The 23,031-nt window shown below is 60.8% G+C and carries 18 protein-coding genes; all 18 read right to left on the reverse strand.

From position 1 onward, the window contains the following. Positions 1 to 252 precede the first annotated feature (252 nt). The 18 genes from ACQE3E_RS13750 to ACQE3E_RS13835 all read right to left on the reverse strand — a co-directional run bounded on the left by ACQE3E_RS13750 (position 253) and on the right by ACQE3E_RS13835 (position 23,031). On the reverse strand, positions 253 to 1,626 hold the full coding sequence (locus ACQE3E_RS13750; protein ID WP_313730040.1) for a DUF6519 domain-containing protein: 1,374 nt from the start codon (positions 1,624 to 1,626) through the stop codon (positions 253 to 255). A gap of 26 nt (positions 1,627 to 1,652) precedes the next feature. Continuing rightward, on the reverse strand, positions 1,653 to 3,800 hold the full coding sequence (locus ACQE3E_RS13755; RefSeq protein WP_313730039.1) for a hypothetical protein: 2,148 nt from the start codon (positions 3,798 to 3,800) through the stop codon (positions 1,653 to 1,655). A 7-nt stretch (positions 3,801 to 3,807) separates the two neighbouring features. Continuing rightward, positions 3,808 to 7,149 (reverse strand): putative baseplate assembly protein, encoded by a 3,342-nt coding sequence (locus ACQE3E_RS13760; RefSeq protein ID WP_313730038.1) that lies wholly within the window; start codon positions 7,147 to 7,149, stop codon positions 3,808 to 3,810. Next, positions 7,146 to 9,683 (reverse strand): putative baseplate assembly protein, encoded by a 2,538-nt coding sequence (locus ACQE3E_RS13765; protein ID WP_313730037.1) that lies wholly within the window; start codon positions 9,681 to 9,683, stop codon positions 7,146 to 7,148. Before ACQE3E_RS13765 ends, ACQE3E_RS13760 begins: the two co-directional genes overlap by 4 nt. Further along, complete coding sequence (locus ACQE3E_RS13770) at positions 9,680 to 10,042, reverse strand: GPW/gp25 family protein (RefSeq protein ID WP_313730036.1); 363 nt, start codon at positions 10,040 to 10,042, stop codon at positions 9,680 to 9,682. The genes ACQE3E_RS13765 and ACQE3E_RS13770 overlap by 4 nt, the downstream gene beginning before the upstream one ends. 7 nt (positions 10,043 to 10,049) lie before the next feature. Continuing rightward, positions 10,050 to 10,373, reverse strand: a complete 324-nt coding sequence (locus ACQE3E_RS13775) for a hypothetical protein (protein WP_313730035.1) — start codon at positions 10,371 to 10,373, stop codon at positions 10,050 to 10,052. A 1-nt stretch (position 10,374) separates the two neighbouring features. Continuing rightward, positions 10,375 to 10,932, reverse strand: a complete 558-nt coding sequence (locus ACQE3E_RS13780; RefSeq protein WP_427500660.1) for a phage baseplate assembly protein V — start codon at positions 10,930 to 10,932, stop codon at positions 10,375 to 10,377. Beyond that, positions 10,929 to 12,056 (reverse strand): hypothetical protein, encoded by a 1,128-nt coding sequence (locus tag ACQE3E_RS13785; RefSeq protein WP_313730034.1) that lies wholly within the window; start codon positions 12,054 to 12,056, stop codon positions 10,929 to 10,931. Before ACQE3E_RS13785 ends, ACQE3E_RS13780 begins: the two co-directional genes overlap by 4 nt. Continuing rightward, complete coding sequence (locus ACQE3E_RS13790; RefSeq protein ID WP_313730033.1) at positions 12,049 to 12,414, reverse strand: LysM domain-containing protein; 366 nt, start codon at positions 12,412 to 12,414, stop codon at positions 12,049 to 12,051. The genes ACQE3E_RS13785 and ACQE3E_RS13790 overlap by 8 nt, the downstream gene beginning before the upstream one ends. A gap of 9 nt (positions 12,415 to 12,423) precedes the next feature. Further along, a complete protein-coding gene (locus ACQE3E_RS13795) occupies positions 12,424 to 13,074 on the reverse strand; it encodes a hypothetical protein (RefSeq protein ID WP_313730032.1) in 651 nt (216 codons plus the stop codon). After that, complete coding sequence (locus ACQE3E_RS13800) at positions 13,071 to 13,292, reverse strand: hypothetical protein (RefSeq protein WP_064027793.1); 222 nt, start codon at positions 13,290 to 13,292, stop codon at positions 13,071 to 13,073. Before ACQE3E_RS13800 ends, ACQE3E_RS13795 begins: the two co-directional genes overlap by 4 nt. Before the next feature lie 239 nt (positions 13,293 to 13,531). Further along, a complete protein-coding gene (locus ACQE3E_RS13805) occupies positions 13,532 to 15,871 on the reverse strand; it encodes an eCIS core domain-containing protein (protein WP_427500661.1) in 2,340 nt (779 codons plus the stop codon). A 125-nt stretch (positions 15,872 to 15,996) separates the two neighbouring features. Further along, a complete protein-coding gene (locus tag ACQE3E_RS13810; protein ID WP_313730031.1) occupies positions 15,997 to 17,943 on the reverse strand; it encodes a DUF4157 domain-containing protein in 1,947 nt (648 codons plus the stop codon). Then, a complete protein-coding gene (locus ACQE3E_RS13815; protein WP_313730030.1) occupies positions 17,936 to 18,193 on the reverse strand; it encodes a hypothetical protein in 258 nt (85 codons plus the stop codon). Before ACQE3E_RS13815 ends, ACQE3E_RS13810 begins: the two co-directional genes overlap by 8 nt. After that, a complete protein-coding gene (locus tag ACQE3E_RS13820) occupies positions 18,190 to 20,244 on the reverse strand; it encodes an ATP-binding protein (RefSeq protein WP_427500662.1) in 2,055 nt (684 codons plus the stop codon). Before ACQE3E_RS13820 ends, ACQE3E_RS13815 begins: the two co-directional genes overlap by 4 nt. Next, positions 20,241 to 21,512, reverse strand: coding sequence for a DUF4255 domain-containing protein (locus ACQE3E_RS13825; protein ID WP_313730028.1), 1,272 nt, complete (start codon positions 21,510 to 21,512; stop codon positions 20,241 to 20,243). Before ACQE3E_RS13825 ends, ACQE3E_RS13820 begins: the two co-directional genes overlap by 4 nt. Further along, positions 21,509 to 22,306, reverse strand: coding sequence for a hypothetical protein (locus ACQE3E_RS13830; RefSeq protein WP_313730027.1), 798 nt, complete (start codon positions 22,304 to 22,306; stop codon positions 21,509 to 21,511). The genes ACQE3E_RS13825 and ACQE3E_RS13830 overlap by 4 nt, the downstream gene beginning before the upstream one ends. Beyond that, the gene (locus ACQE3E_RS13835) at positions 22,303 to 23,031 is read right to left on the reverse strand and encodes a hypothetical protein (protein ID WP_313730026.1); all 729 of its coding nucleotides are present in this window, start codon (positions 23,029 to 23,031) and stop codon (positions 22,303 to 22,305) included. The genes ACQE3E_RS13830 and ACQE3E_RS13835 overlap by 4 nt, the downstream gene beginning before the upstream one ends.

Genomic DNA, 23,031 nt, shown 5'->3' on the forward strand with positions numbered 1-23,031 from the left:
CAGGGATTGCCGAAATCCGGACCTCACGGGCGGTTCGAAGCTTGCCATCCATGGCACTGGATGCCCGCATCCCGGCGGACATGACGGCGTTGCTTAAATCTGACAAAGTAGGGTAAAGGCTTATACCCCCTAGCAAATCATCGGTCATTTGCAGCAACGCGGTTCGGCGCGGGTGCTGGAACTATTGGCATGGTCGAAGGCCGCGTAAGACTGAAAGCGCGCATCAAGTCCGGAACGATTACCACGCCCCGACTAGCGATCCCGGTTGTCCTGGCATAACGCATCGATCCCGGCGCCGTCGCCCAGCCGCCGGCCGAGGCTGTTTTTGCAGTTCGCGGACAGCGGCGAGAAACCGCAACGCAAGTCTTCTGTGACGGCTACGACATCGCCTTCTCCGACCTCGATCAGCGCCAGCGGCGCGTAGTGGTGCTCGACGCCGGCCGGCCGCTTGGACAACGCGACGCGGTTGCCCTGACCGTCGTCCCGGCCCGGCCATTCGATGTCGCCGGTGGCGGTGCGCGCCGGTATCAGCCAGTAATCGCCGCCGCGCAATTCGCCGTTAATCGTAAACCGGACTTCGATGCCGGCTTCGACCGGCAGCCATTCGTCCGGCTTGATCGCCAGACCTTCGGCATCGCCCTGCTGGTCCCAGCGCCGCAACAGCGGGTGCCGGTCAGCCCGATACACCAACGGATTGGTACCGGCCAAGGTGACGATTTTATTGACTCGATCGATCGCCGTAACCTGACATAGCGGAGAAACGGTGTTCAGCAACACGCTGTCGTCGTCTTGCAATTCCACCCAATCCTTTTCGGTTAAGGTCAACTTATCGTCGCGGCCCAAATGCTCCAGCGTCACGGTCAAGGTTGCGACGGCGGCATCGCTAACGAGGTTGGTCACCGGAAAGGCCACCGCGCCATTTTCCCGCGACCATTTGAAAGTCGCCGGGCTTTCGCCGCCGCCTGGGCTGTGAATCTCGATCCGATACAACTGATTTTCCTGGCCGCGATAGCGGGCGTCCGGCTGTTGGCAACAAGCATCGGTCGGCGCGTCAGCCGGTTTGACTTGCGCAGCCAGACAGGCTTGGCTGACGATCAACCGACTATTCAAGGCCTCCCGCCAATCCAGACCTTCCGGCAATTCCAAGGTTTTGACCTGCCACACCAATTGCGAGCGGCTAGCAGTATCGGCGCCGTTCAGGGCTTTTTCGCGGATATCGTCGTCTTCCAGATAGCTGATATGTCGTTCCCAAACGTCCAGATACGCCAGATAGCTGCCAAACTGCAACGGACCGGCTTTTTCGTCCAGACGATAGTTGGGCTGGCTGAGATAGGTCAGCCGCTGTGCTGGGTTTTCGCAGAGCAGGCCATCAACATAATAGCGCCCAGGTCCAATGTTGAAATCGCCGGCCTTGGGTTTGGGCTTGCTATTGATTTCAAAACCGAACGCCGCAGCCGGTCCGGCGTAAGGACCAATCAAATCGGTCGCCAGCGTCTGCAAATAGTGCAACAGGATCGCGCTTTGCTCGTTCCAGTCTGCATCCAACTGCACCCGGCCTTGTTGCATCAATACCCGCAGGAATTGCTTATCCGGGGTAAATGTCATTCTCGAAAAATTGCCTTTCATCTCGTTGTCCTCAATTATGCGGCGGCTTAGCTCGCCAAAATGATGTCGGCATCGGTGCCGGCCGGCGTGTATTCCTGGAGCCGCGTCCGCAAGTTGACCAGACGTTGCGGCTGAAACAAATCGTGAAACGCGCCCATTTCCGATTCGTCTTCGGCACCGCGCACGATTTCCACCGCGCAATCGGCGGCCAATTGCGCGTAGGCCGGCGTTCCGTAACGGCTGCTGCTGAAGTGCGGCACGACTCGCCGTTGTTCTAGCAGTTTGGCGTCGCCGCTCAACTCGGCGGTCGCCAAGTCCGGCTGGCAGTGGTAACGGCGCGGCGTCCGCGAAGTCGGCGGCGCGTAACAAAACCGCATGCAGCCCCATTGGCGGCGGGCCACGCAGACCGTGCCCATGAAAATACTGTCCTCCGCTAAAACCAGCGCATGCATGTTTACGCAACCGAACACGGTGGTTCTGACGATGGTCGCGCTGGCATGGGCAAAACCGGCACCTGGCGCGCCGATGGCTTCGCTTTCCGGGCCGTCGCCGTCCCAGCCGGTGGCATCGACGATGCTGTCGCTGATGTGCAGCTCCAGCGGCTCGGCGTTAACTTCGTCGTTGCCGATCTGTATCGAGCCGACGATGCTGTGTTCGATGCGGATACAAACCAGACTGTTGAGCACGGTCAAGCTGGGTTCGGCCGGCCGGCAAGGTTCGCAGGCGCAATCCAAGGACCAGCCCGGCACCAGCGTGCAATGGCGGATCACCAGACTGCCCAGCGGGCCTTCGACCAGCATGCCGCGCCCGGCAATCAGCAAACCGTCCAATACAAGATGGCTGTCGGCGCCGCCGCGGATGCTGAAGCTGTCGGGCTGGTCGGTCTGCCAATCCAGCAAGCGGATGATGGGCCGGCTGGCGTCGGCGGCGCGAATCTGCAGGACGTGGCCGGGCGCCAGTTCCAGATTGATCGGCAGCACGTAGACGCCGCTGTCGGCAATCTCGACCACGGCGCGGGCCGGCTGTAGCCCGGCGGCTTGGCCGGATTGCCAGGGCAGCAGGGCTTTTTGCAACTCGTCCTGCCCACACACCCGGATCAACTGGCTGGCGTCGGCCTGGCGCAGTTCGCGCGGATATTCGCCGCCGCCCAGCGGCGCGCTGAAGCCGTAGTAATACGACACCCAAACTTTTTTGGGTAACTGCTTACTCGGAAACGCCAGCCGGCCACGTTCGGTATCGATGGCCAATTGGCCCTTGGCCGGCACGAAGCGCCAATCGCTCAGATCGGCGCTGACCAGCAAATCCCTGGGCAAGGGCTGCGGCGTGTCTTTCTTCGGCCAACCCGGCGCCCAGATCGCAAAACTGCGGCCTTCGCCGTAATCGACCGGCGCGGCGGCGGTCTCGGCATGAAACAAGCGGCAGCGAATCGGTAGCGGCAACGCGGTTTCTTCGGCTATCGTATCGGCAACATCGGCCTGGGGCCGGTGATAGAGCGGACTGTCGTTGCCCAGCGCGCTAAACGTATAACAATGCGGCGCCACCTCTTCAACGCAGCAGGCCGAAGTCTTGCTGACCGAGTAGGCTTGAATTCGCCAGACGAACAAGCTCACCGCCGCCGGATGGTAACGTCCCGGCGAGTGACTTGAATGGATGCGCCGCACGTCCACGCCATGGGCAATGGCGTCGAACGGACCGTTCAATAAGGCCAAGGTCGCGCCTTGCCGGACATCGACGCTACGGCCCTGCGCCAGCCGCTGGTAATTCAGATGCTGAGTGCGGCTGAGCAGCGGTAAAAACTCCACGGCCCGCGCCGGCCAGCCGGCCACGTCGGCGGCCAGACTTTCCAGCAAAGCCAGGCTGCCCTTGCGGCGCCGATAGCGCAGGGTGTTGGCGATTTCCCGGCGCGGCGTCAAGGCCCGGTTCAGCAGCCGGCCTTGCGGCGTCGCGGCATCGCCGGGCCGGCCGGCCTCGGCGACCGGCTGGTAGCCGATCAAATCGCCCAAATACGGCACCACCCAATCGTCGCAAGTTTCGATGAACCAGTTTTCGTAGAGTTGGGCGATGTCGGCCTCCAGCAGATCGGCCTGTTCGGTTATCACCCGCAGCAGCGCCTTTAGCGGTTCGCCCTGTTCGGCATCGCGAATGCGGTGTATCGCCGGCAGTAATTCGTAGAGTCTATCGAGTGTCGCGTTCATGCCAGCCTCACAGTATCTGATTCAAGCTCAGGGTTTCCGGAATCTCGGTCGCCAACACCGCGATTTGCGCCGGCCGAATCGCGCCGTTCTCGAATTTGGCCAGATTCACGGCCAAATGCTGGGCCGGTTGGGTTTGCGCGGCGATGGCTTGCACCGCCTCGGCGATTTCGGCGGGCGTTTGCAAACGCCGACCCGCCGCCGCGTCGGGGATTTTTTCCGGCACGCCGCCGAAGGCGTCCACATCGACATACACCACCCCTGCCACACCTTGCATCGCACTAATCACTTCCGACAGACAAACGCCCTGCCCCAATTCGCGGCGCTCGAAACCAAAGGCTTCCAGCAATACCCCGCGCAACGCCGGCTCGACATTTTCCCAGCGGGAATCGGGCGCTATGCGAACCCTGGCGCTGACGACGATCAACAACAATTCCCGCACCGCCAGTTGCAGAGGCTGAAACGGATCGCCATAGTCGTGCAGCGCTTGCCGCAAGTTCAAAAACAAGTCGGAAGTCTCGTCGATGGGAATGTCTTCGGCGCCGGCCACCGTGACGTGAACGATTTGGCGGCGACCGTCGGACAACTCGACCGCGTAAGCCTTGCCGATGCCGGCGTAGGTCCGGGAAAAATCCTGGTAATCGCGTACCGACACCAACCGGTCCAACGCCGCCAGGGTCAGCGGCGCATTGATCCTGGCTTGGTCGCGGCTTTCCGGATCGGCGCCGCCAGAGGCCCGCAATGGATTGATCACATCCCGGACGCCCAACGGCCGGCTCAGCAACAGGTTGATTTGCTCGGCCTTGACATTGCCACCCTTGCCAATGCCGCTACGGTAAACCGCTTGAATATTTTCGACCCCGCTCGGCAAGCGCGCACCGTGCACACCGTCGCCGAAAATCAGCGAGGTTTTACCGTCATCGTCGGTTTGAGTTACAAAAGCGCGGCCAGTCGCGCTCAGACCGTTTAAAGCCTCGGCTTCCCGCCACTGCACGCCATTGACCGACACCGCCAGCGTGCTATCTATGCCGGCGGGATTGTTGGCGGCGACGAAGGTCAACGGCGATTGCTTTAACGTAAACCGTTGCAGGGCCTGGGCGCCGTTGCCGCTGCCCAGCACTTCCTTGCGGGTCTCGCCGTGGCTGGCCTTGACCACGTTGGCGTGTATCTTCACCGTGTCGCGTTTGAAGCAATAGGCCAGCGGTTTGGCTAGCTTGACGAAACTGTGGATGCGGTCGCCGGGCAAGCTGTACTCCAGTTTATCGACGCCGCCGTCTCGGCCGGCCAAACTGTAATAGGTCTGCCGATACAAATCCTGGCGCACCGAAGACAGCATCGCCAATTCGCTGAAACGCACGCCGGAAGTACCCGGCAGATCGGCGCGCTCGCCGCTGACGATGACCCAGCGACCGGCTTGCAAATCCTCGTGGTAGCGGTCCAACTCCAGCAACTCGCTATCGCCGCCGCACACCGGCGTGCTGATCGGCTCCTCGGCCAGGGCCAGGGCTTCGCTTTGAATGTGAACCGTCGTGGTACGCACCGTGGCGAACGGCTCCGGGTTGTTGCCGGTCGGTTCGCCGATCCAGGCCTTATCGCTCGGCAGGCTGACAGCCAGACTTTTACCGCTCAGCCCGTAAGCGGCCAGCGAGCGGTGTTGCAGGGTGTCCTTATCCAGGCGCACCACGATCTCGCTGCCGTTGGCTTTGGCAATGACGATCCAGCCGCCGGTGGTCAATGGATAATCGGCGTCCAGATATAGCGTGGTCGGCTGGTGGAATACCGCGCCGGTAACCGAACCGGTATTAGACGTGGTTGGCGTGTTATACGGGTTGGCTATTTGCCATTCTCGTAGCGTGTAATTACCGTTCGCGAAATCCGTCTGCCGCAACTGCGCGTTATGCCCGAACGGCGATGCCTTGCCGCGCAGCGCATACACCGTCACCGGCCCATCCAGCGTGATCCGGGTATTGGCGGTCGCGGCGGCCAGATGCGTGCGTAAGGCCGGACTGAAGCGCTTGGCGATGGCGTTGTTGGCGTCGGCCACCGCATTCAAGCCCTGGGTCGCGTAGCGAGCAGCGACATCGACCGTTAACGGTCGGGCACGGAAGCGAAGTTCGCCCCCATTTCCGCCGGTATCCCCGCCGCCCGCGCCGCCGCCGGCACTGGGATCCAATAGCGGTGCGGCAAAGAACTGACCGGCCAAATTGCGCGTCAAGGTCGCCTGGTTGCGGGGCTGAAGCGACGGAGACTGCGTCAAGCCGGCGATGATTTGCCGGTAATCCTGCAAGCCTTCCAGGGAAATACGCAGATAGCTCAGTCCAGTCGCGCCGATACCGTCCACCGACTTGACCGCATAGCCCAGTTGCCGGCTGTTCCGGCTTAACACGATTTGGTGACCTTCGGCGCCGATCTGCAGCAACCAGGCCCCGCCGTCGGCCAGCGAATACAGCGTCAAGCCGTCAGCCTCCACCTGTTCGATGTCCACGTCGAAACGAAAATCGAAAAACCCCGGCTGGCCGCTGCCGTCGTCGAGCAGCAACAAGGCGTATTGATCGTTCAGTACATCTTGCCAATTTAAGACGGCGGCAATCGGCGTCACGCCAATCTGCAAACGCACCAGGGTGCGGTCGTGCTCGGGTTCCGGCAGGACTTCGCCGACCCGTAGCAGCGCTGGCTCGTTGCCGCCGATCTGGATCAGCAGCGGATCGTCGACGTTCAGCTTGGTACTGATGCCTTTCAGATAGACGCGCGGACCGCCGGGATCGAAGAACATCGACAGCGACGTTTGCGGGCGGCTCAGGCGCGGCTTCAGCGTATTCCAGGCGGCGCGCGCCTCCAGGTCGTCGCTGGTTTCAAAGGTTTGCGGCGACTCGCCGGGCGCCGGCAGACTCTGTACTTTCGCGCCTTTGGCTATCAGGCTGGGACCTTCGAATTTATCGTCCAAACCATAGGCCAAAAACACGCTGGCCGCGACGCCGGGCCGGGGCTGATAACCGATCAACCGGGCCAGTTCCAACACCGAGCGGCGCTCGGTGGCAGTGCGCAAATAGCCTTCGTTGGCGATGCGTTCCTGATAAAAGCTCAACACTTCGGCGAGGCTAGCCCAAGCTTGCAGCAGCGCAATCGAAAAGTCATCGGGCTGGCGACTGGTCAAGGCCTGCAAGGGATAACGGCCCGCTTCGCCCGGCTCGGCCAGATTCAGCGTGGACAGGCGCGCCAGCGCCGATTCCAGAAACCCGTGGTAATCGCCAATCCGGTAGTGTAAGGCCGGCAAGCCGGGCCGGTTCTCGATGGCCGCCGGCACCGAGACAGAGATGCCCGAGCAACAGCCGCAAGATGAGATGGTATTCATCGTCCGCCCTCCATATTCAGCGTCAATAAGCCGTGTTCCGGAAAACCTTTATCGTTATCCAGACGGGCGATTTCCAGCGGCGCCAGCGTCAACACGCCGGTGGCGATTGCATCGTCGGCGGCTTCGAACAAGCGCCGCAATTCGCTGACTTCGACGCCGGCGACGCCGGCCACCTTTTGTGCCGCCGCGACGATGCGACTCAAATACACGCCGTCGCCGAAACTCAGATTGTCCGGATGAAAAAAGCCGCGCTGGCCATCGGCCAAAACGCGGTTGCTGAACATGGTTTGCAGGCTCGCTTTAATCTGGCTTTGCAAAAAGCCGGGCCGAACGCAGACTTTCAAGATCAAGGCCAGCGGCACTTGCAGCGCGGCAACCACTTCCAGGTCGTGACCGATGCGCCGGTAGCGCCGCAAATGCCGGTCGATGCGGCACAGCAAGCTTCGGCAGTCGGCACTGGCCGCGTAGGCATCGACCACCACCAACACCCTGTAGCCGCTGCCGGTCCAGCGCAGCGTTGCGGCGGCTTTTTGTACCTCGGCGGCGAAATCGCGCATTACAATTTGCGCGTAATCGTCGCAAGTGACGGCGCGTTGCAACACTTGCCGAAACGCGTGCGGCGCCAATAAGCGCGCCTGAGCCACCGGCTCCGCCGCCACGCCGCCCTGGGCCGGCAAGGGATTGCGCACTGAAAGGGTCGCGCCGCTGGGAAAGCGATTACGAAATACGATGCGTGTGATGGTCTCGGCGCCGACCAGACCGGCCGGGCCGTTGCCCGTCCGGTAGCGGGCCGCGAAGCGCGTACCGGGCTTGGGCATCCGGCCCTGTTGGCCGTCGCCGAAACGCAGCCAGGCAACCGCATCGTCGTCAATTTCGACGGTAAAGTGACGGTCGCCGGCGTTGCTGTTCAACAAATCGGCTTGCGCAGACCAAGTAGCCGGCTTATCGCAAGCGCCGAGATCGGTTTCGGTCAATTCCAGCCAAGGCAATGCCAGGCGTACATCCTGATCCGCTAAACCGCTGGCCGCGACGACTAGGTCGTGTGCGCCGCACGGATCGGACTGACGGCAGGCCGGCAGTGGCTGGACGTGGGTCAATTCGGGCTTGCTCAAACGTGGCCGGTAACGCAACGGCAACGCCGTCGGTTCGCGCACGCCGCAATCGTCGCAATCCGGCCACTGCCAACTGCCGGGCACCGCTTCCAGCGTTTCGGTCACCGTTTCGCCGTGATCGACCAGCACCACATTGCCACGCGCCACGCTGACGCCGGTCAGCGGCGAACAATCTTCGTCCTTGACCGCCGACAAACACAGTGCAAAAGGCAACGCATCGGCCCGGCTCCAGCGAATATCAACGATGAAGCGCCCGGTCAACGGATCGACGCCCTCCTCGACCGCAATCAGCCGCACCGGATGGCGGTGCTGGGGATCGGCGTCGGCGCGGTTGCCGGTGTGCGGTCCCAGCGCTTCCTCGACAATCAACACGTCGCAGACTTGCAAATGCAGTTGCCGGCTTTCGGTGCCGGGGTCCAGCAAGGTCGCCGAGGTCGCTCCCTTGGCCAGACAGCATTTAGCATCGCCCCAGGTATAAAAATCGATGGCATTATGCGCCGCGTACCAGTGCAGGGTTTGCTGGGCCGGCACCAGCAAGGGTTCGTAGACCAAATAGGCTTGCGGCAAGGTTTGCGGTAAATCCTCGGCCTTGAGCAAAGCCGTGTCGTCGCCGGAATCGAACGCGGTGATAAAAAACACATCGGCGCTTTCGACGGCCAAATCTTGCGATACCTCCAGACACACCCAGGCCCTGGCGTTGCAACCCTCGTGCAAGCGGTAATCGACTAAGCGGGCGTGGCGCCGGACCGAAATCCGCCGCCGCGCGGTGTCCAGATACGCTTCGGTGGCGACCGCATCCTGGTAATAACTGAGATGGTCGCCGACGTAAGCCAGCAATTCGACCAGCGTCACGCCCAAATCCGGGACGTGGCGTTCCCGCCAATCCGGCAGCGTCAGCGCTAACCGGTCGTAAATCAATTGCCGGAAGCTGGCGTAATCCTTGGCCAGATAATTGATTTCCGGCAATTCCGCCGCCGGCGCCGCACAATCCTGCGCCGGCTTACAGTCGATGTCGCCGCCGCAGGCCACCTTGAAATTGAATTCCAGACTCGCGTAACGCGGATCGAAGCCGGCCATGCTGCGCTCGGTAGGCCGGCCTTGTTCGTCCAAAGCCACCGCGTGCAAGCGATAGTTGGAAAAATCGCCGTAACGGTCCAGTCCCACCAGCATGTAATCGTCGCGCTCCGGGTCTTCGTCGCGGACGATTTCAATCGACACCACCCGGATGCCGGTAATCCGCTCGCCACCGACGATACGCAGATTCGCGGCGTCGAGGTGATCGGGAGCCTTGCGCAGAAAAAACACCGTCAAGCTCAGTTGGTCGTCGCCGACTTCCAAGTAATCGAAGCCGTTCAAACTCTCGCTGGCCCGGACTAGCGCTCGGCGACCGTCCTCGCGGCACAGCAATGCCGAGGCGTTCATGTCGGACTCCGCAGAAATTCCGCGCTACGGACCTCGCCGTTGCGCTTGACCCGGTATTGCACCTGTACCCGCAAGGTCGAGTCCTGACTGGTCACTTCCAGGCCTAGCACATCCAGCACGTCGCCCAGCCAGCGCTGCAAGCCGGCCTGAATCGTGAATTGCAAGGTCGCGGCCAATTCGGCGCTATTCGGCGCGAAAATCAGTTGTAGCAAGCCGCTGCCGAAATCAGGCCGGTTGACGCGTTCGCCGTTGTTGGTGAACAGAAATTGTTCGATCATGTCGCGGATATGCTCGTCGTAAGCGGTGACTGCGGTGCGCCCGCGCTGGTCGAAATGCAAAGGAAAATCGACGGCTCTCATGGCATCCTCACAGCGCGCTGACGCGGGTTTGGGTTAATAAAATCAAAAGCGGCGTCGCGGTCGGCGCGCAAATCGCCTGACTGCTTTGCACCACCAGCGGTTGGCCGTTGGACGTGACCCGCGTGGTGCCCATCAGCCATTGCCCGGTCACGCAGGGGCCGTTGGCGGCGGGCGGCGGCGGCAACGCACAGCCGGCCACGATATAAGGCGCCGTCATCAGCACGGTCGGCTGACCGCTGACCGTGACGCGCGGGTTGGGTACGGTCGGCGTCGCCTGGCCGCCGTGGGCGCATAACACCTGCGCGCCGACATGCACTAAGAAGCCGGCCATCTCAAGTCACCACCAGCGCCAGCTTGTTGATCATCACCGCCGGCCCCAGCATTTCCAGGCTGGCGCCCTTGCCGTTGCTGATGAAAATGCCCGCATCGTTGACCACAATGTAAGCGCCAGTGGTGCTGCGTAAGATCACCCCGCCGGTGGTCGGAATCGGCGGCATCACCTGCGGCGGCGGCGCCGGCGGCAAATCGCTGACGATGATGCCTTGCTGCAACAAGGACTGAATCACGATATTGGGATCGGCGGGATTGCCGGCCAGCGCCGCCAACGGAATATCGGTTTGCAAGCCCCAGCGGCAGCCGACCCAGATCGGTTTGTCCAGATCGCCGTGCTCGAACTCTATCCACACCCCGGCGCCTATCGGCGGCACCATGTACACGCCCATCGGCGGCCCGGTCGGTCCGGCCAACGGCACGCAGGGTTCGGCGAAGGTGGTCGGAATCAGCGAATTGACGTCCGGCACCAGCGCCTGAATCCGCCCGCGCTGTTCCGGATCGACATTGTTGACCACGGTGCCGCGATACTTGCCCCAGTATTTGTTCTCTTCGTTCATACCGGCAGCCTCGGCGTGTTGGAAATCAAGCCGTCGCGCGACAGCGTGAAGTTTTGTTTGTATTCGCCGTGTTTCAGATTGTGGGTAACGCTATCGACGTAATACAAACCGTCGTAAGCCAGACCGGCGCCGCGCACGCCGACCACCATCCGCGCCCGCAAGGCGCTACCGTAACGCAACACATCCAGCGAGCCGCTGCCGGTTATCGCGTTCGCCGAGCCTTTCAGCATTTGCCCTATCATCAGATTGACCACCCCCGGCGGGCGTTTGTCGGCGACGTCCTTGGCAAACCTGACCTTGGCCGGCGGCGTCGGCCGCGCGCCCAACGGCGGTTGAAAAATGCTGATGTTGGGTATCGGCACCGGAATCGGAATTTTGCGGGTGATCGGGTCCATCACCGTGACGATCAGCACCTCCTTGGCCAGACCGTTCAACGAAAAACTCAGGCTATCGACGTTGCTGTGCGCATCCATGTTGATGGTCAGCGCCGGCTGCGGAATCGGGAGGCGAATGTTGGGGCCGAAGTAAGCCAGATTCTGGCCCGGCAACGGCCCGGATTCGACGTAAAACACGTAGCCGTTGCGCGCGGCCAGTTTCTTGATATGCGCCAGATCGGTGGAATCCTGGGATTCGTAGCCCTCGGTCGGCGACATAAAATTCAGAAACAGCGGTGGCGTCACCAACGGAATCACGCCGAAGGCGGCATACGGCGCCAGTATCGTCAGCATTTGCAAGGTTTCGTCCATGCCCGGAAATGGCCGTTTCAGTTCGACGATGTCCATCAGCACGCTCAAATCCTCGCCGGTAATGGTGAGCTTTGCCTGGCCCGGCTCGCTGCTCGGCGACATTTCCTGGCGGGTGACGATGCCGTCGATCAGCACGTTGGGGATGCCGTTCAGCGTGACGATGACCATCACCCGCGTCGTGATAGGATCGAAATAGCCCGCCGGCAACAGCGTGGTGGTCAGCAAGGAGCGAGAGCCGACCGCGAACACCAGTTGAAACCCGCTACGTTCGCCGCCACTGTTGACCTGGACGCTGGTCAAGGCCTCGATCACCGCTGTCGGCGCCGGTATCGGCACCGCTGGGCCGATCAGCAAGGTCAGATTGATGCCGTTAAGCATTACCCGGTCCCGGTATGCCTTCCGGCAAGGTGATGCGCAGTTTGCGACCGGCCTGCTCCAACTCGCGCGGTTGCAAGGCGCGGTTGGCGTCGCACAGCCGCCAGAACTGTTCCGGGTCGCCCAGATAGCGGGCGGTAATGTTATCCAGCCGCTCGTTTTGACTGACGGTATGTTCTTGCAGCAGCTCGAAGCGCTCCGGCGCCGGCACGAAGCGGCGGCGCAGATAGGCAATCTTACGACCGTCGGCGCTTTCCAGAATCGCGGTCGGAATGCTGTAATAACGGCTGCCGGGCGGAAACGGGCTGGCATTGCCGCCGGGTTGCAGAAGTTGTTGCAAAGCCAGGTTCGGATCGGTCATCGTCGTCTCCTAAATACCGCTGATGCCCAGCGCCGCAAACGCGCCGCCGGCAAATTTTTGCGCCAACTGCTCCTTGTTTTGCAGGTAACTGATAAACAGACTGCCACCCTTGTGATCGAAGCCGATGTCGTTGACGCTCAACACCCGCAGGCCCAGACTGAGTTTGGCGCGAATCGGATTCAAGGCCGCGTCGAAGGCTTCCTCGGTGATGCTGAACTCGGTCAGCCGCACCGGCACGATGCGTTGCTTGCTCCAGATAAACAGCATCAACGCCGCTTCGGCGGGGGCGATTTCCAGGGTGCCGGCGTGGGCCAGACTATTGGCGGCCTGGAGCTGAGCACTGCTCGGATAGACGATCAACTCCAGCGCAGCCAGTTGCGGATGCAAACCCACTTGAGTCGCCAGGCCGTCGGCGATTTCCAACTGCTCGGCGGCATCGATTTCGGCGTCCAGCTTGATGGTTTCCACCGGCGGACCTTTCAGACGCAATGCTTCGGAACGGTCACCGCTATCGGCGCCGATACCTTGCACTTGCAAGGAGCGGGTAATCGTATCCGGGTTGTACTGCAAGGCGATGATGCGCCGCACCGCGCCGCTGCCGGGATCGATCAGCACCACCCCACCCTTGATCAGTTTCGGAGAGCCGGGGAAACCGCTCATGAGAAAGCTCCTGGCGGTGGCGTCGCGCCAATCGGTATGACCGACGCATCAGCTGTTTTCAGGAAGTTAGGATTAAGTGCTTCGACAGGTTCGGGATTAACGGCATTAGCTTGATTCGGTTCGCGGAGAGTTTGTCGAACCATGAGCGGAATCAGCTTGTTCAGAACATCCTTAAGATCATCGCCGAAATCTTTTAACTTGGAGGTGGCTGAGCGCATCGTTATTTCTCGTTAAATGTTGCGTTACTCAATAGTGGGTCGGCTAGTCGCTAGCCTTTCGCCGCAGTTCGAAGAAAGTAGGGTTTCACGCACCTTTTCGGTCGTTATTAAAAATTCGCGCCCAAATTTCATCGTTTATCTTATTTACCGTTGCTTGCTACATGTAATGCACCCTACTTGGCTAGCTACCTTACCAGCTTCGGTAGAACCATAGGTTTGTACTAAGCTCCGACAAGCTGCTAGAGGCGACGCCACAGGAAAAGGGCGTCCCACAAATTGTCGTGGGTCATGTCTTGTCCATGCGCCCATTCCAGGATTAGCCCTTTCTCCGGATGGTATTCGAACGCGCTCCAATGCCATTGCGCCTGCGGCGGATAACCATCACCCATCTTGAAACGACCGGTCATGACCATCGTGGCGTTGGGTCCGCCGTTTTCGAAGGCATAGGCACGGCTGGCCAAGGTCATTCTCGGCGTCGCCGCGCCACTGGCGTCCACCTCGACTTTCAGCGCACGCGCCGTGAGAGGCATCACCTGGCTGATGTCGCCAGCGAAGATCTGGCGAAATTCCGGCGTCCAGGTCCCGCTGAGGCCCAAGGTGCGCGACGCCATTTGCGAAGCTGGTTCCGCCGCTTTGTGCTGCGCATAGCCGGGCAGGACCTGTTTGCTCTCGGCGAAGTGAAAACCGGCGTCTGGTCCGGTGCCAGGCACGGCATACTTGTCTCCGAACTGAGATCTGATCTGCTGATCCAGCGTCATGTCGCCCAGGCCCACATGGTCATGGGAATGGCCGCCGGCGTCGTACATGGTCGAGACCGTAGAGGTCGCTGCAGATGGCGGCAACGAGAGATGGCTGACGAACATGTCACGGAACCGGACGACCTGGCTGGGGTCGCCGACACCGGTCGCTAGGGCCGCCACGTCCGGCCGGTCAGGGATTTCTGCGACGACGGTGATCGTGACGTCGATACCCTTTTGGCGGTGTTGTTCGATCGTCGGCTCCAGCGCCGCCAGAGCGTCGAAGGCCTTCTTCAGTTCCGCACCACGCACATAGCTGAGTTGGTGGGCGAGGAGCGCCGACCAAGCGCCCTCCATCGCACCGCGGGTGGCGTTGATGCTTTGTGCATGCGGAGGCACCACGATCTCGCTCACGGACGGACCGCGGCCTTCGGTCGCCGCCGGCTTCGTCTCCGCGACGGGCCTGGCCCCTCCGGGTCCGGTGGACCCGGAGGGGCCGCTTCCGGCGGTCTTACCGTCGATCATGCCCGTTACGATCTTACCTGTGGGCACATTCTTGCGCACGCCGCCGCTCTTGATCATGGAGCCCCCCGCAGTCGGGTCGATCCGTTGGTCAAGAGGTCCGGGTTGCACGCGCATAGGCATGTATTTGCTGCCTGTAGCTGGGAACGACGGGGCGCGGACGCCGCCGCCCGGAAGTGCCGTGGGATCGAAACCGCTGTTGCTTGCCCGGCCCACTTTCGAGAAACCCTGGCCCGCACTACGGAAGTGGACTGCTTCGCCCCAGGTGCGTGGCGCGTCGCCAGCCTGCCATGGCGTACCCGTGCTCGGGTTCGTGCCCTGCGGTACCCTGCCTTTGCTGATCTCGAAACGCACGGCAGTATCGGCGGCGAGCAGCTCCGACTCCGTGTGAATACGCACCGATACCTGGGCAATACCCGCTCTTTCAGCCGCCCACAGGCGCCGGTGATCAAGCGACACCAGTCGCCCATCGCTCATCTTCACGACATCGGCGGGCTGCGAAACGTCCCAACCCGTCTGGCGCATCTGGGCCGCCATCCGGCCAAGGCTGACTCCGCCACCGGTCTTGAAGCTGATGTCTGCCTGTGTGTACTCTATCTTAGCGAGGTCGACCATCTGCGCGTCAGCCGGCAGCTGGGGGCCGGAGCCGAGCTGGCGGTTTGGAGGGGCCGGTGCGCGCGCAATAGCTTGCCGTGCTTCGCCCGGCCGAATCACGCGGGGCGAACGGGGAGCGCCCTTTGCCCCAGCCTGCTGGACTACATGCGTCAGTTCGTGTGCAATCAAACGTCGCCCGTCATGAGTTCCAGGCGCGAAGCGGCCCGTGCCGAACACAATGTGATTTCCCACTGTGTACGCATTGGCATTCACGTCCCATGCCGACTGCTCAGCGGCTCCGCCGGAATGCACTCTCACTCTGGAAAAGTCATGCCCGAAGCGCTGCTCCATGTCCTGTCTAAATGCTGGCTCCAAAGGAGTACCTGGGCTAGCAAGAACACGGTCTACGCTAGCGGGGGCTGCATTCGACCCCTCACTTATTTGCCCGGCGTAGCGCTGAATACGTGGTGGTGCGGAACTTACTGCGGAATGTACCGACATGGACATCACCTGCTCCGCCACCCGATCAGCTTCAAGTTCCAGCGGATCATTACTTGTACCAATAGCAAGCTTCCGTTGTAGACAAGTCTTGCTCTTCGCACACACCGGACACTCCCCACCCGCAACCGTATGATTGCCGCAAGCGCACTTGCGTTGCAGCAAGCCTTGTGCGGGCGGCACAAAGCTTGCGGTTTTTGCTTGTTGGGCAGTGGCGGTTTTATTCATGACCTCTTAGTCCACGTACAGATTGTGTGATTTTCTGGCCCAGTCGATTGTATTTGGAAGTATTCATAAAGTTTCATCAGTGGTCTTATTTACGTTGTTTGCTGCACGTGATGCACTCTATTTGACTACGGACAAACCCTGACTCCGGGAATGTGATGCTGACGGTTGTATTGGTCAATCGTAGTACCAACACAATCTACAGATTGATTAGCCCTCGCTCTGCCAGCCTGAACATCATCAAAGAATGCTCGCCGAGCTTGTATGTAAGCTGTTAGTAAAGTGTTGTATTGCGCCACCGGGGTACCATTCGGCACGTTAAGCGGCGGTGGAAAGGGGTGTCGACTGTTCGCGTTAACGATAAGCGTCAAATACTCTTGGCCGTGACTGCCCTCGTGAACACGTAACGTCTTGGCATCCAGGGACTGTTCCGCCGCCGTCGTGCCGCGACCGTAGCCGGATGTAACATCAGGACCAGCGCTAGGCGGGTAACTAGTTTGGATTGTTATAACGAGCGGTGGCGGCGGATTGAAATTGTTGATCATCCCTTGACGATCGGGCCGTAGAGCTGGGATCGCCGCCAGCTGTAGTGTGAACTCGGTAACGGGACGTGCTATTCCAGAAGTGCCTGTATTGTCTGGCAAAACTACCAAGGTCAGATTTCCGACCTTAGCACTAAGCGTGCCGTTAGGTTGCCTAGTGAGCCCTTGCCCCAGCGGCGTTGAGACAGTCAAGAGGCTACCGGCGTACTGCTTGACTGCTGGATCCGTACTTTTGTCACGAAATTGCGTTAATCGAGCGCTGGAGAGTCCGCGAATGCGCAGAGTGATATCCTCATCGTTGAGATCCTCTTTAAAAATTCGGAAATTCTCTACAGACCATTTGTCGACTTGCTTAAGTTCCTCTCCGATCTTCGTCTCCTGATCCCCTTCGGGTAGCGCCAGGAAGGTCTTGCCAAAATAAAGCTTTGGTGCACTAACCGAGACGTTTACTTTGCCAACTTGAACGTTTACTGCTTTGAACTCTGTTGCCAAGCCGGGCAAATTCGCATCGTATGAACTCCCGGCAAGCCTTCGGCCTTTCTTCGGAAACTTATCGTTGATGATTTTCCATACCTTGGCTGTACCTGCCGATGCCTGTGGATCAGGAATTGCCTTGAGACCCGAAGCGGAAAGACTTTCACCCAACTCTACGATTCTCTCGCGCAACGTGTCAGCAGAAGTATCTTCCACGAACCGTTTGCCTACGGTTACGGTCGCCGACTGAATTTTCTTACCTTGGCGATCAATCTCCTTGACGTTGACCTTCACACCCTGCTCTTTCTCGTCATATCCAACAGCAGCCACATTCCCCGAATATTCCGGAAAATATCGCGTCAACATGCGCCACACAATTTCCCAAGCTCGACCCGTCAAATTTCCTGTCGTTCTTTTGCTAAGGTTGACGATTTTGTCGTGTTCTTCATCTGCCTGGCGTTGGATTCCGAGCGATCCTACGGAACGCTGCTGCACCACATGAGTCAGCTCGTGCGCAATCAGTTTGCGCCCCACCTGCGTCCCGGGCGCAAATCGGCCTGCACCGAATACAACATTATGACCAACCGTATAGGCGTTAGCGTTCAGATCTCTCGCCGATTGCTCGGCAGCGGGATCGGCATGCACCCGAACGCTTGCAAAGTCGTGGCCGAAGCGCTGTTCCATATCCTGACGTAATACAGGCTCCAGTGGTCTACCCGAACCTGCGAGAACCCTATCTACGCTGGCGGGCACGAATCCGCTCCCTTCCGTTACTTGCCCCATATAGCGCTGAATACTCGGCGGTGCGGCGCCAACCGCTAAATTTAGCGGTGCTGCCATTACCTGATCGGCAACCCGATCCGCCTCAAACTCCAGCGGATCATTACTAGCGCCAATGGCAAGCTTGCGTTGTAGACCGCTCTTGTTCTTCGCACACTCAGCGCATTCCCCACCTGTAATCGTGTGGTTGCCGCAAGCGCATTTACGTTGCAGCAAGCCTTGCGCGGGCGGCATAAAGCTTGAAGTTTTTACTCTCGGACTAAAGATGGTTTTATTCATTGCCTATACCTCTATACACCGATTGTGCGATTTGCTGGCCAATTTGCGTGGGGTTGTTGCCGGTCAATTGAACGGCATTTGTAGACAACCTCGGTAAAGCTCCACCTCCGACAAGATGGGTAGCCAAACCGCCCTCGCTCAGCAAGCGGGTCAATTCCGCCGTCATACCTGCTTGCAGTTCGCCGCGACTATGGCCGGCCAAATCGACACCGTCCAGCACCAGCCGCTCGATGTGCAAGTGAATGTTCACGATGCGCTCCCGACGACGCCCAACAGCCGAAACTCGGCTTCGTTGACCGGTTTATCCAGCTTGCGGAATTCGGCGCGTAGCGCTTCGAAAATCAGCGCCATCGTTACTTGCCGAGCATCGCTGGCGGCCGCCAGAAACGCCGCGTTCAGGGCCACGTTGTGGATGCTGCCGCCGGTCAGATTGAAACGGGCCAAATGCTGGTAATCCAGCTGGGCTAGCGGGGTTTGCGGCGGGAACACCTTACGCCACATGTCGGCGCGCTCGGCGGCGCCGGGAAACGGAAAATTGACGATAAAGCGCAAGCGTCGCATGAAAGCCTGATCCAGGGCGCTTTTCATATTGGTGGCCAGAATCGCCAGACCGCGATAGGCTTCCATGCGTTGCAGCAAGTAATTGATTTCGATGTTGGCGTAGCGGTCGTGGCTGTCCTTGACTTCGCTGCGCTTGCCGAACAGCGCGTCGGCTTCGTCGAAAAACAAAATCGCGCCGCCGTCTTCGGCGGCATCGAACAAGCGCCGCAGGTTTTTTTCGGTTTCGCCAATGTATTTGCTGACTACCGCCGACAAGTCGATCCGGTACAGATTCAGTTGCAAGGCGTTGGCGATCACTTCCGCCGCCATGGTTTTGCCGGTGCCGCTTTCGCCGGCGAATAACACGCTCAGCCCCAGACCGCGATTCATTTTATCGACGAAGCCCCAATCGTTGTAAACCAGGCCGCGCCGCTGGATCTGGCCGGCGATCTGGTTTAACAGCGCCAGCGGTTCCTTGGGTAATACGATGTCCGACCAGGCCGCTTTGACGTCGATTCGCCGCGCCAATTGATCCAGCTTGGGGCTGGTTTTACGCAAGCAGGCTTGCCAGAGCCGGTCGCGGCGTTCGCCAGCCGCCGGCTGGCCGGCCACCGAATCGGCAATTTCGCGGATCGCGGGCAATTCCAGGCTGAACTGGCCGGCCAGTTGCGCGGCCAACACAGCGGCATCGTCGCCGAGCGCCTCCCGCCAGGCGTGTTGCTGTTCCTCGGCATCGGGCTTGGCGATTTCGACGATCAAGCCGTCGAATTCCGGTTGCGGGTCGCGGACACCCAAAATCAATACGCCGTTGCAGGCGCCAAGCAAACGTCTCAGTAACGCGGCATGGGTGTGCTCGTCGACATGGCCGGCGTCCAGATACAAAGCCACCGGCAGCAACAAGCGCTCGCGCTCCCACAGCCGCAACAAGTTTTCCAGGTCGGCGGTCTGAGTCGGCAGACTCTCCAAACTCATCGCCATCCCGCCGAGTCCCAGTTCCGCCAAGGCCAGCCTGACCACTTCCGCTTTTGCCCGGGTCGACGGGCCGGCCAATTGTACCAACACGCACTGACTAAGGCCGCTGGCCCGGCTTTGCAAGTAAGCGGCAATCTCCCCGACGACCCGCCGTTGCGACGGCGCCAGCGCGGCGGCATCGCTGGCACCGAGCCGCGGGGCCATGAACGGCAATAAACGGTCGTCGATATTGTGTCTGGGTTCGACCAGAAAATTGACGATGCGCTCGTCGGCCCGCAACGCGCTGGTGGTCAGCGCTTCGGCGCCGGGCTGGTTGATCTCCAGCAGGCGCCAGTAGCGCAAGGGCCGGTCGGCGGACAAGGCTTGCCAGTTGGGTTGTTCGAACAAACGCAGCGCCAACGCGAAGGTCGGATTTGGTTTATAAGGATTGTCTTGGGCCTTGGCGCACAAGGCGGCGGTTTTGCCGTCCAGCTCGATGGCCGCGCACAACAGCAAAATTTGTTGCTCGAAGCGATCCAGGCCAAGCTGGCGGCTTAAAATAATCAAGGCCGGCGGCGGATCGGCGCTTTCGGCGGCCGCCAGTTTTTTACCGAGCGCGCGGATCGCGGTTTCGGCGTCGTCGGAGCCTTGCTCCGTTTCAGGCTCCCGGCATTTGAACCAGCCACGTTTGGCCGGTGGCGCGGCATGAGTCAGTTCCGCGATTTGCCGCTCCAGCAAGCGGTGCAGCCAGGCGATCGCATCGCCGAGATAATCGTTATTGGCTTGCAGCCAGCGTTGATGCTCGTTCATACGATGGTCACCCGTTGGCTGTCGGCGAAGGCATAGCGCGGCGGATGATCCAAAAACGCGAACGGCAAACTGTCGACACCGTCGACGCGGATATACACCGGTTGCAAACTGACCGGCGCGGCGTTTTCGATGACGAACACCAGCGGATCGCTGGGATTGATGCGCGCTTGCGCGGCGACTTCGCGGTCGCCCAACAGCAGCAGCGGCGCTTGCTCGGTTAATACTTGCGGCGTCGCGGCCATCGTCAGCGTGGCGTCGCCGGCCGCGCGGGCCACCGGATTGGCCGGCAAGATGCTGTCGACGCGGATCGCCAGCGGCAGACTCAAGCGGTTGGTGGTGCGTTCCGTGCCGTCGCGGCTGACGATGGCGGCGACTTCGTAAAGGCCTGCCGCCCAGTCGGTTTGCGCCGCCGCATCGTCGGGCAAGGTAAAGCGTAGACTGGTGGCATCGCGGTCCGCTTCCGGGATCGCCACGTCGCGGCTGCCCAGACGCGGATGCTGAAAGCGCAGCGTTACGCTGTCGCCTTGCAAGTCCTGCCCGCCGAAGGTCAAAACCAGGCCAGGCCAGGCATTAGGCAAGGACGGCAGCGGCACATCGCGGTTGTCGGCGAAGCCAATCCGGATTGTTTCCAAGCGCGGAAACCGGCCCAGCAGCGTCTCGACACCACGGTCATCCCGGCCGCGTTGCAACACCGGCGGCGCCGGATTGACCGCGTCGTCCGATTCGATCAGCACGACGCTGGCCCGGTAGGCAATAGACAAGGCGTAGGGCGTTTGGAAGAACACCGACCATAACTTGGACAGCTCGTCGAGGTTCAACGGCAACGGTGTCAGCCGAACCAATTCCGGCGCCTGGTCCAGGTTGGAGTCGTTCAGCGGGGCATGACTGAGAGCGGCATTGTGGACGGCTTGGCGCGTCAAAGCCGGATGGGCGTGCAGGTCGCGGGCCACCGCGCCCAGCATGCGCTGCGCTTCGAAGGCGGTTTCGTCGCCGTAAAACGCCAATAAATAATGTAAATCCAGGGCGATTTGCGGGCGCTGGCTAATCCGTCCGCTAGGATCGCGGGTCGGTAGATCGGCGTTACGCAAAGCCGGATTCGGCGTGACCTGATACAAACACAGTTGCACCCAGCGCAAGGCATTGGCCGGCGGCGCGGTTTGCGGCCTGCCAAGCACCACTTCGGCGCCGCTGACGGCCTGTTGCGCGGCATTTTGAATCAGCGTCGCCAACGCGGCCGTTACCGTGGCGACAGCCAGTGAATTGCTCATCGCCGGCCTCCGTCGCGCTGCTTTAGATAATCGTCCAGACTCATCGTCGCCTGAGCCGGGCGCGGCTTGGCGGCGGATTTTTCGCTGGTTTGGGTAGCGCGGATTTCGATGCGGCCTATCGTGACCTGTATCGTCGGCGCAGGCGTGGGCTCCGGCCGGGCATCGGCGAGTTGCTGCGTTGCGGCGTCCTTGAAACCGGTCAATGCCGGGACGATGGGTTTAAGCTCGGCCACGAGCGGATTCATCGGTTTAAGCGGTTCGGATTCCGGCTGGCGTTGCCGACCGGCGGCTTCGCTGACTGGCGTTACCTCCCGACTGAGCACGCGCTCATGCTGGGTCAGAATGCTGACGCGTTCCTCGATTCGAGTCATTTCCCGCTCGACCGCCGGCGCGGCCACGTTGGTGCCGCTATTGGTCGGTGTCCGAGGTTCGGCTGGTATTTCGCGGCGGCTGGACAAGGGCGGGATTGCCGGCGCAACGGGCGTCAACAACGGTTGCGCCGCTGGCTGTTCGGCAGGCGTTTGCGGCTGCCAGGAGAAGGGTGGATCGAAATTTGGCGCCCGTTGTCCGACTGCGTCATCCCGCCCGACCGCGGTGTTTGGGATCGTGGGTATAGGTTCGCGGATAGCCGGCCCAAGGGTCGGCTCTGGCGGCAAAGGTTGGGTCGGCGGATCGAACGGATCCGCCGCGAACGGTTCGCTTGAATCCGCCTCGAAACGCCCCGGCAAACGCGGCGGCAAGGCTTCTATTTGATGCAGCGTCAGCGCCGCGAGTTGTCCCAGAAAGCCGTTCATTGCCGCACCCGTTCCAGATAGCATTGCCGGCGCAACGGACTCATTGCCAGGATGTCGGCTTCACTCCAGCCGTAAGCGCGGGCCAGCAAATGCACGTCGTTGAATAAGCGTTGCGCCCAGGCCTGAATTTCCCGCCACAAATAACCGGCAATATCGAAAGCCGCCAGCCACGCATGCCGGCAACTCGGGCAATTCAAATCCAGGCGGATGTCGGCTTGCGGATCGGCGGCGGCCAGTAAAGCTTCAGCCGAAGCAATCAAGGCTTCCGGGACGGTTTCCGGGACAACCGGCTCGCCACTGGCTAACACTTCAACGCAGCAGCGGGCGAACAAAGTCCGCCGTGCGGCATCGACGTCAGCCAATGTTCGAATGTGCAATAAATCGCGGCTATCCGGTAAACGCAATTGGATGCGGAAACCGTCTTGCACCAGCAGCAACGGCGCCTCGGCCGACGGCGGCAATTGCAGATCGGCGACATTAAAATTCAGTTCCAGCGTCTCCGCGCAGTTAGGGCAGGCCGCCAAGCTGGCCATTCGCGCGCCGAACAAGCGTTCGCGTAGCGCCAACAGCCGGCCGTTGCGTTGCCCGAGCGGCAGACTTCTCAACGTGGTTTCGCTGAGTTCGGTATCCAACATGACCAGCAATGTCAGTGCGCGTTCAGTATCGGTCTGCAGCAGACAGCGTTCCCAGGCGGCCAGCAAGGTCGAGGCGATGCCCGCGCTCAT

This window comes from Methylomonas sp. MED-D, assembly GCF_050276835.1.
GTDB lineage: Bacteria > Pseudomonadota > Gammaproteobacteria > Methylococcales > Methylomonadaceae > Methylomonas > Methylomonas koyamae_A.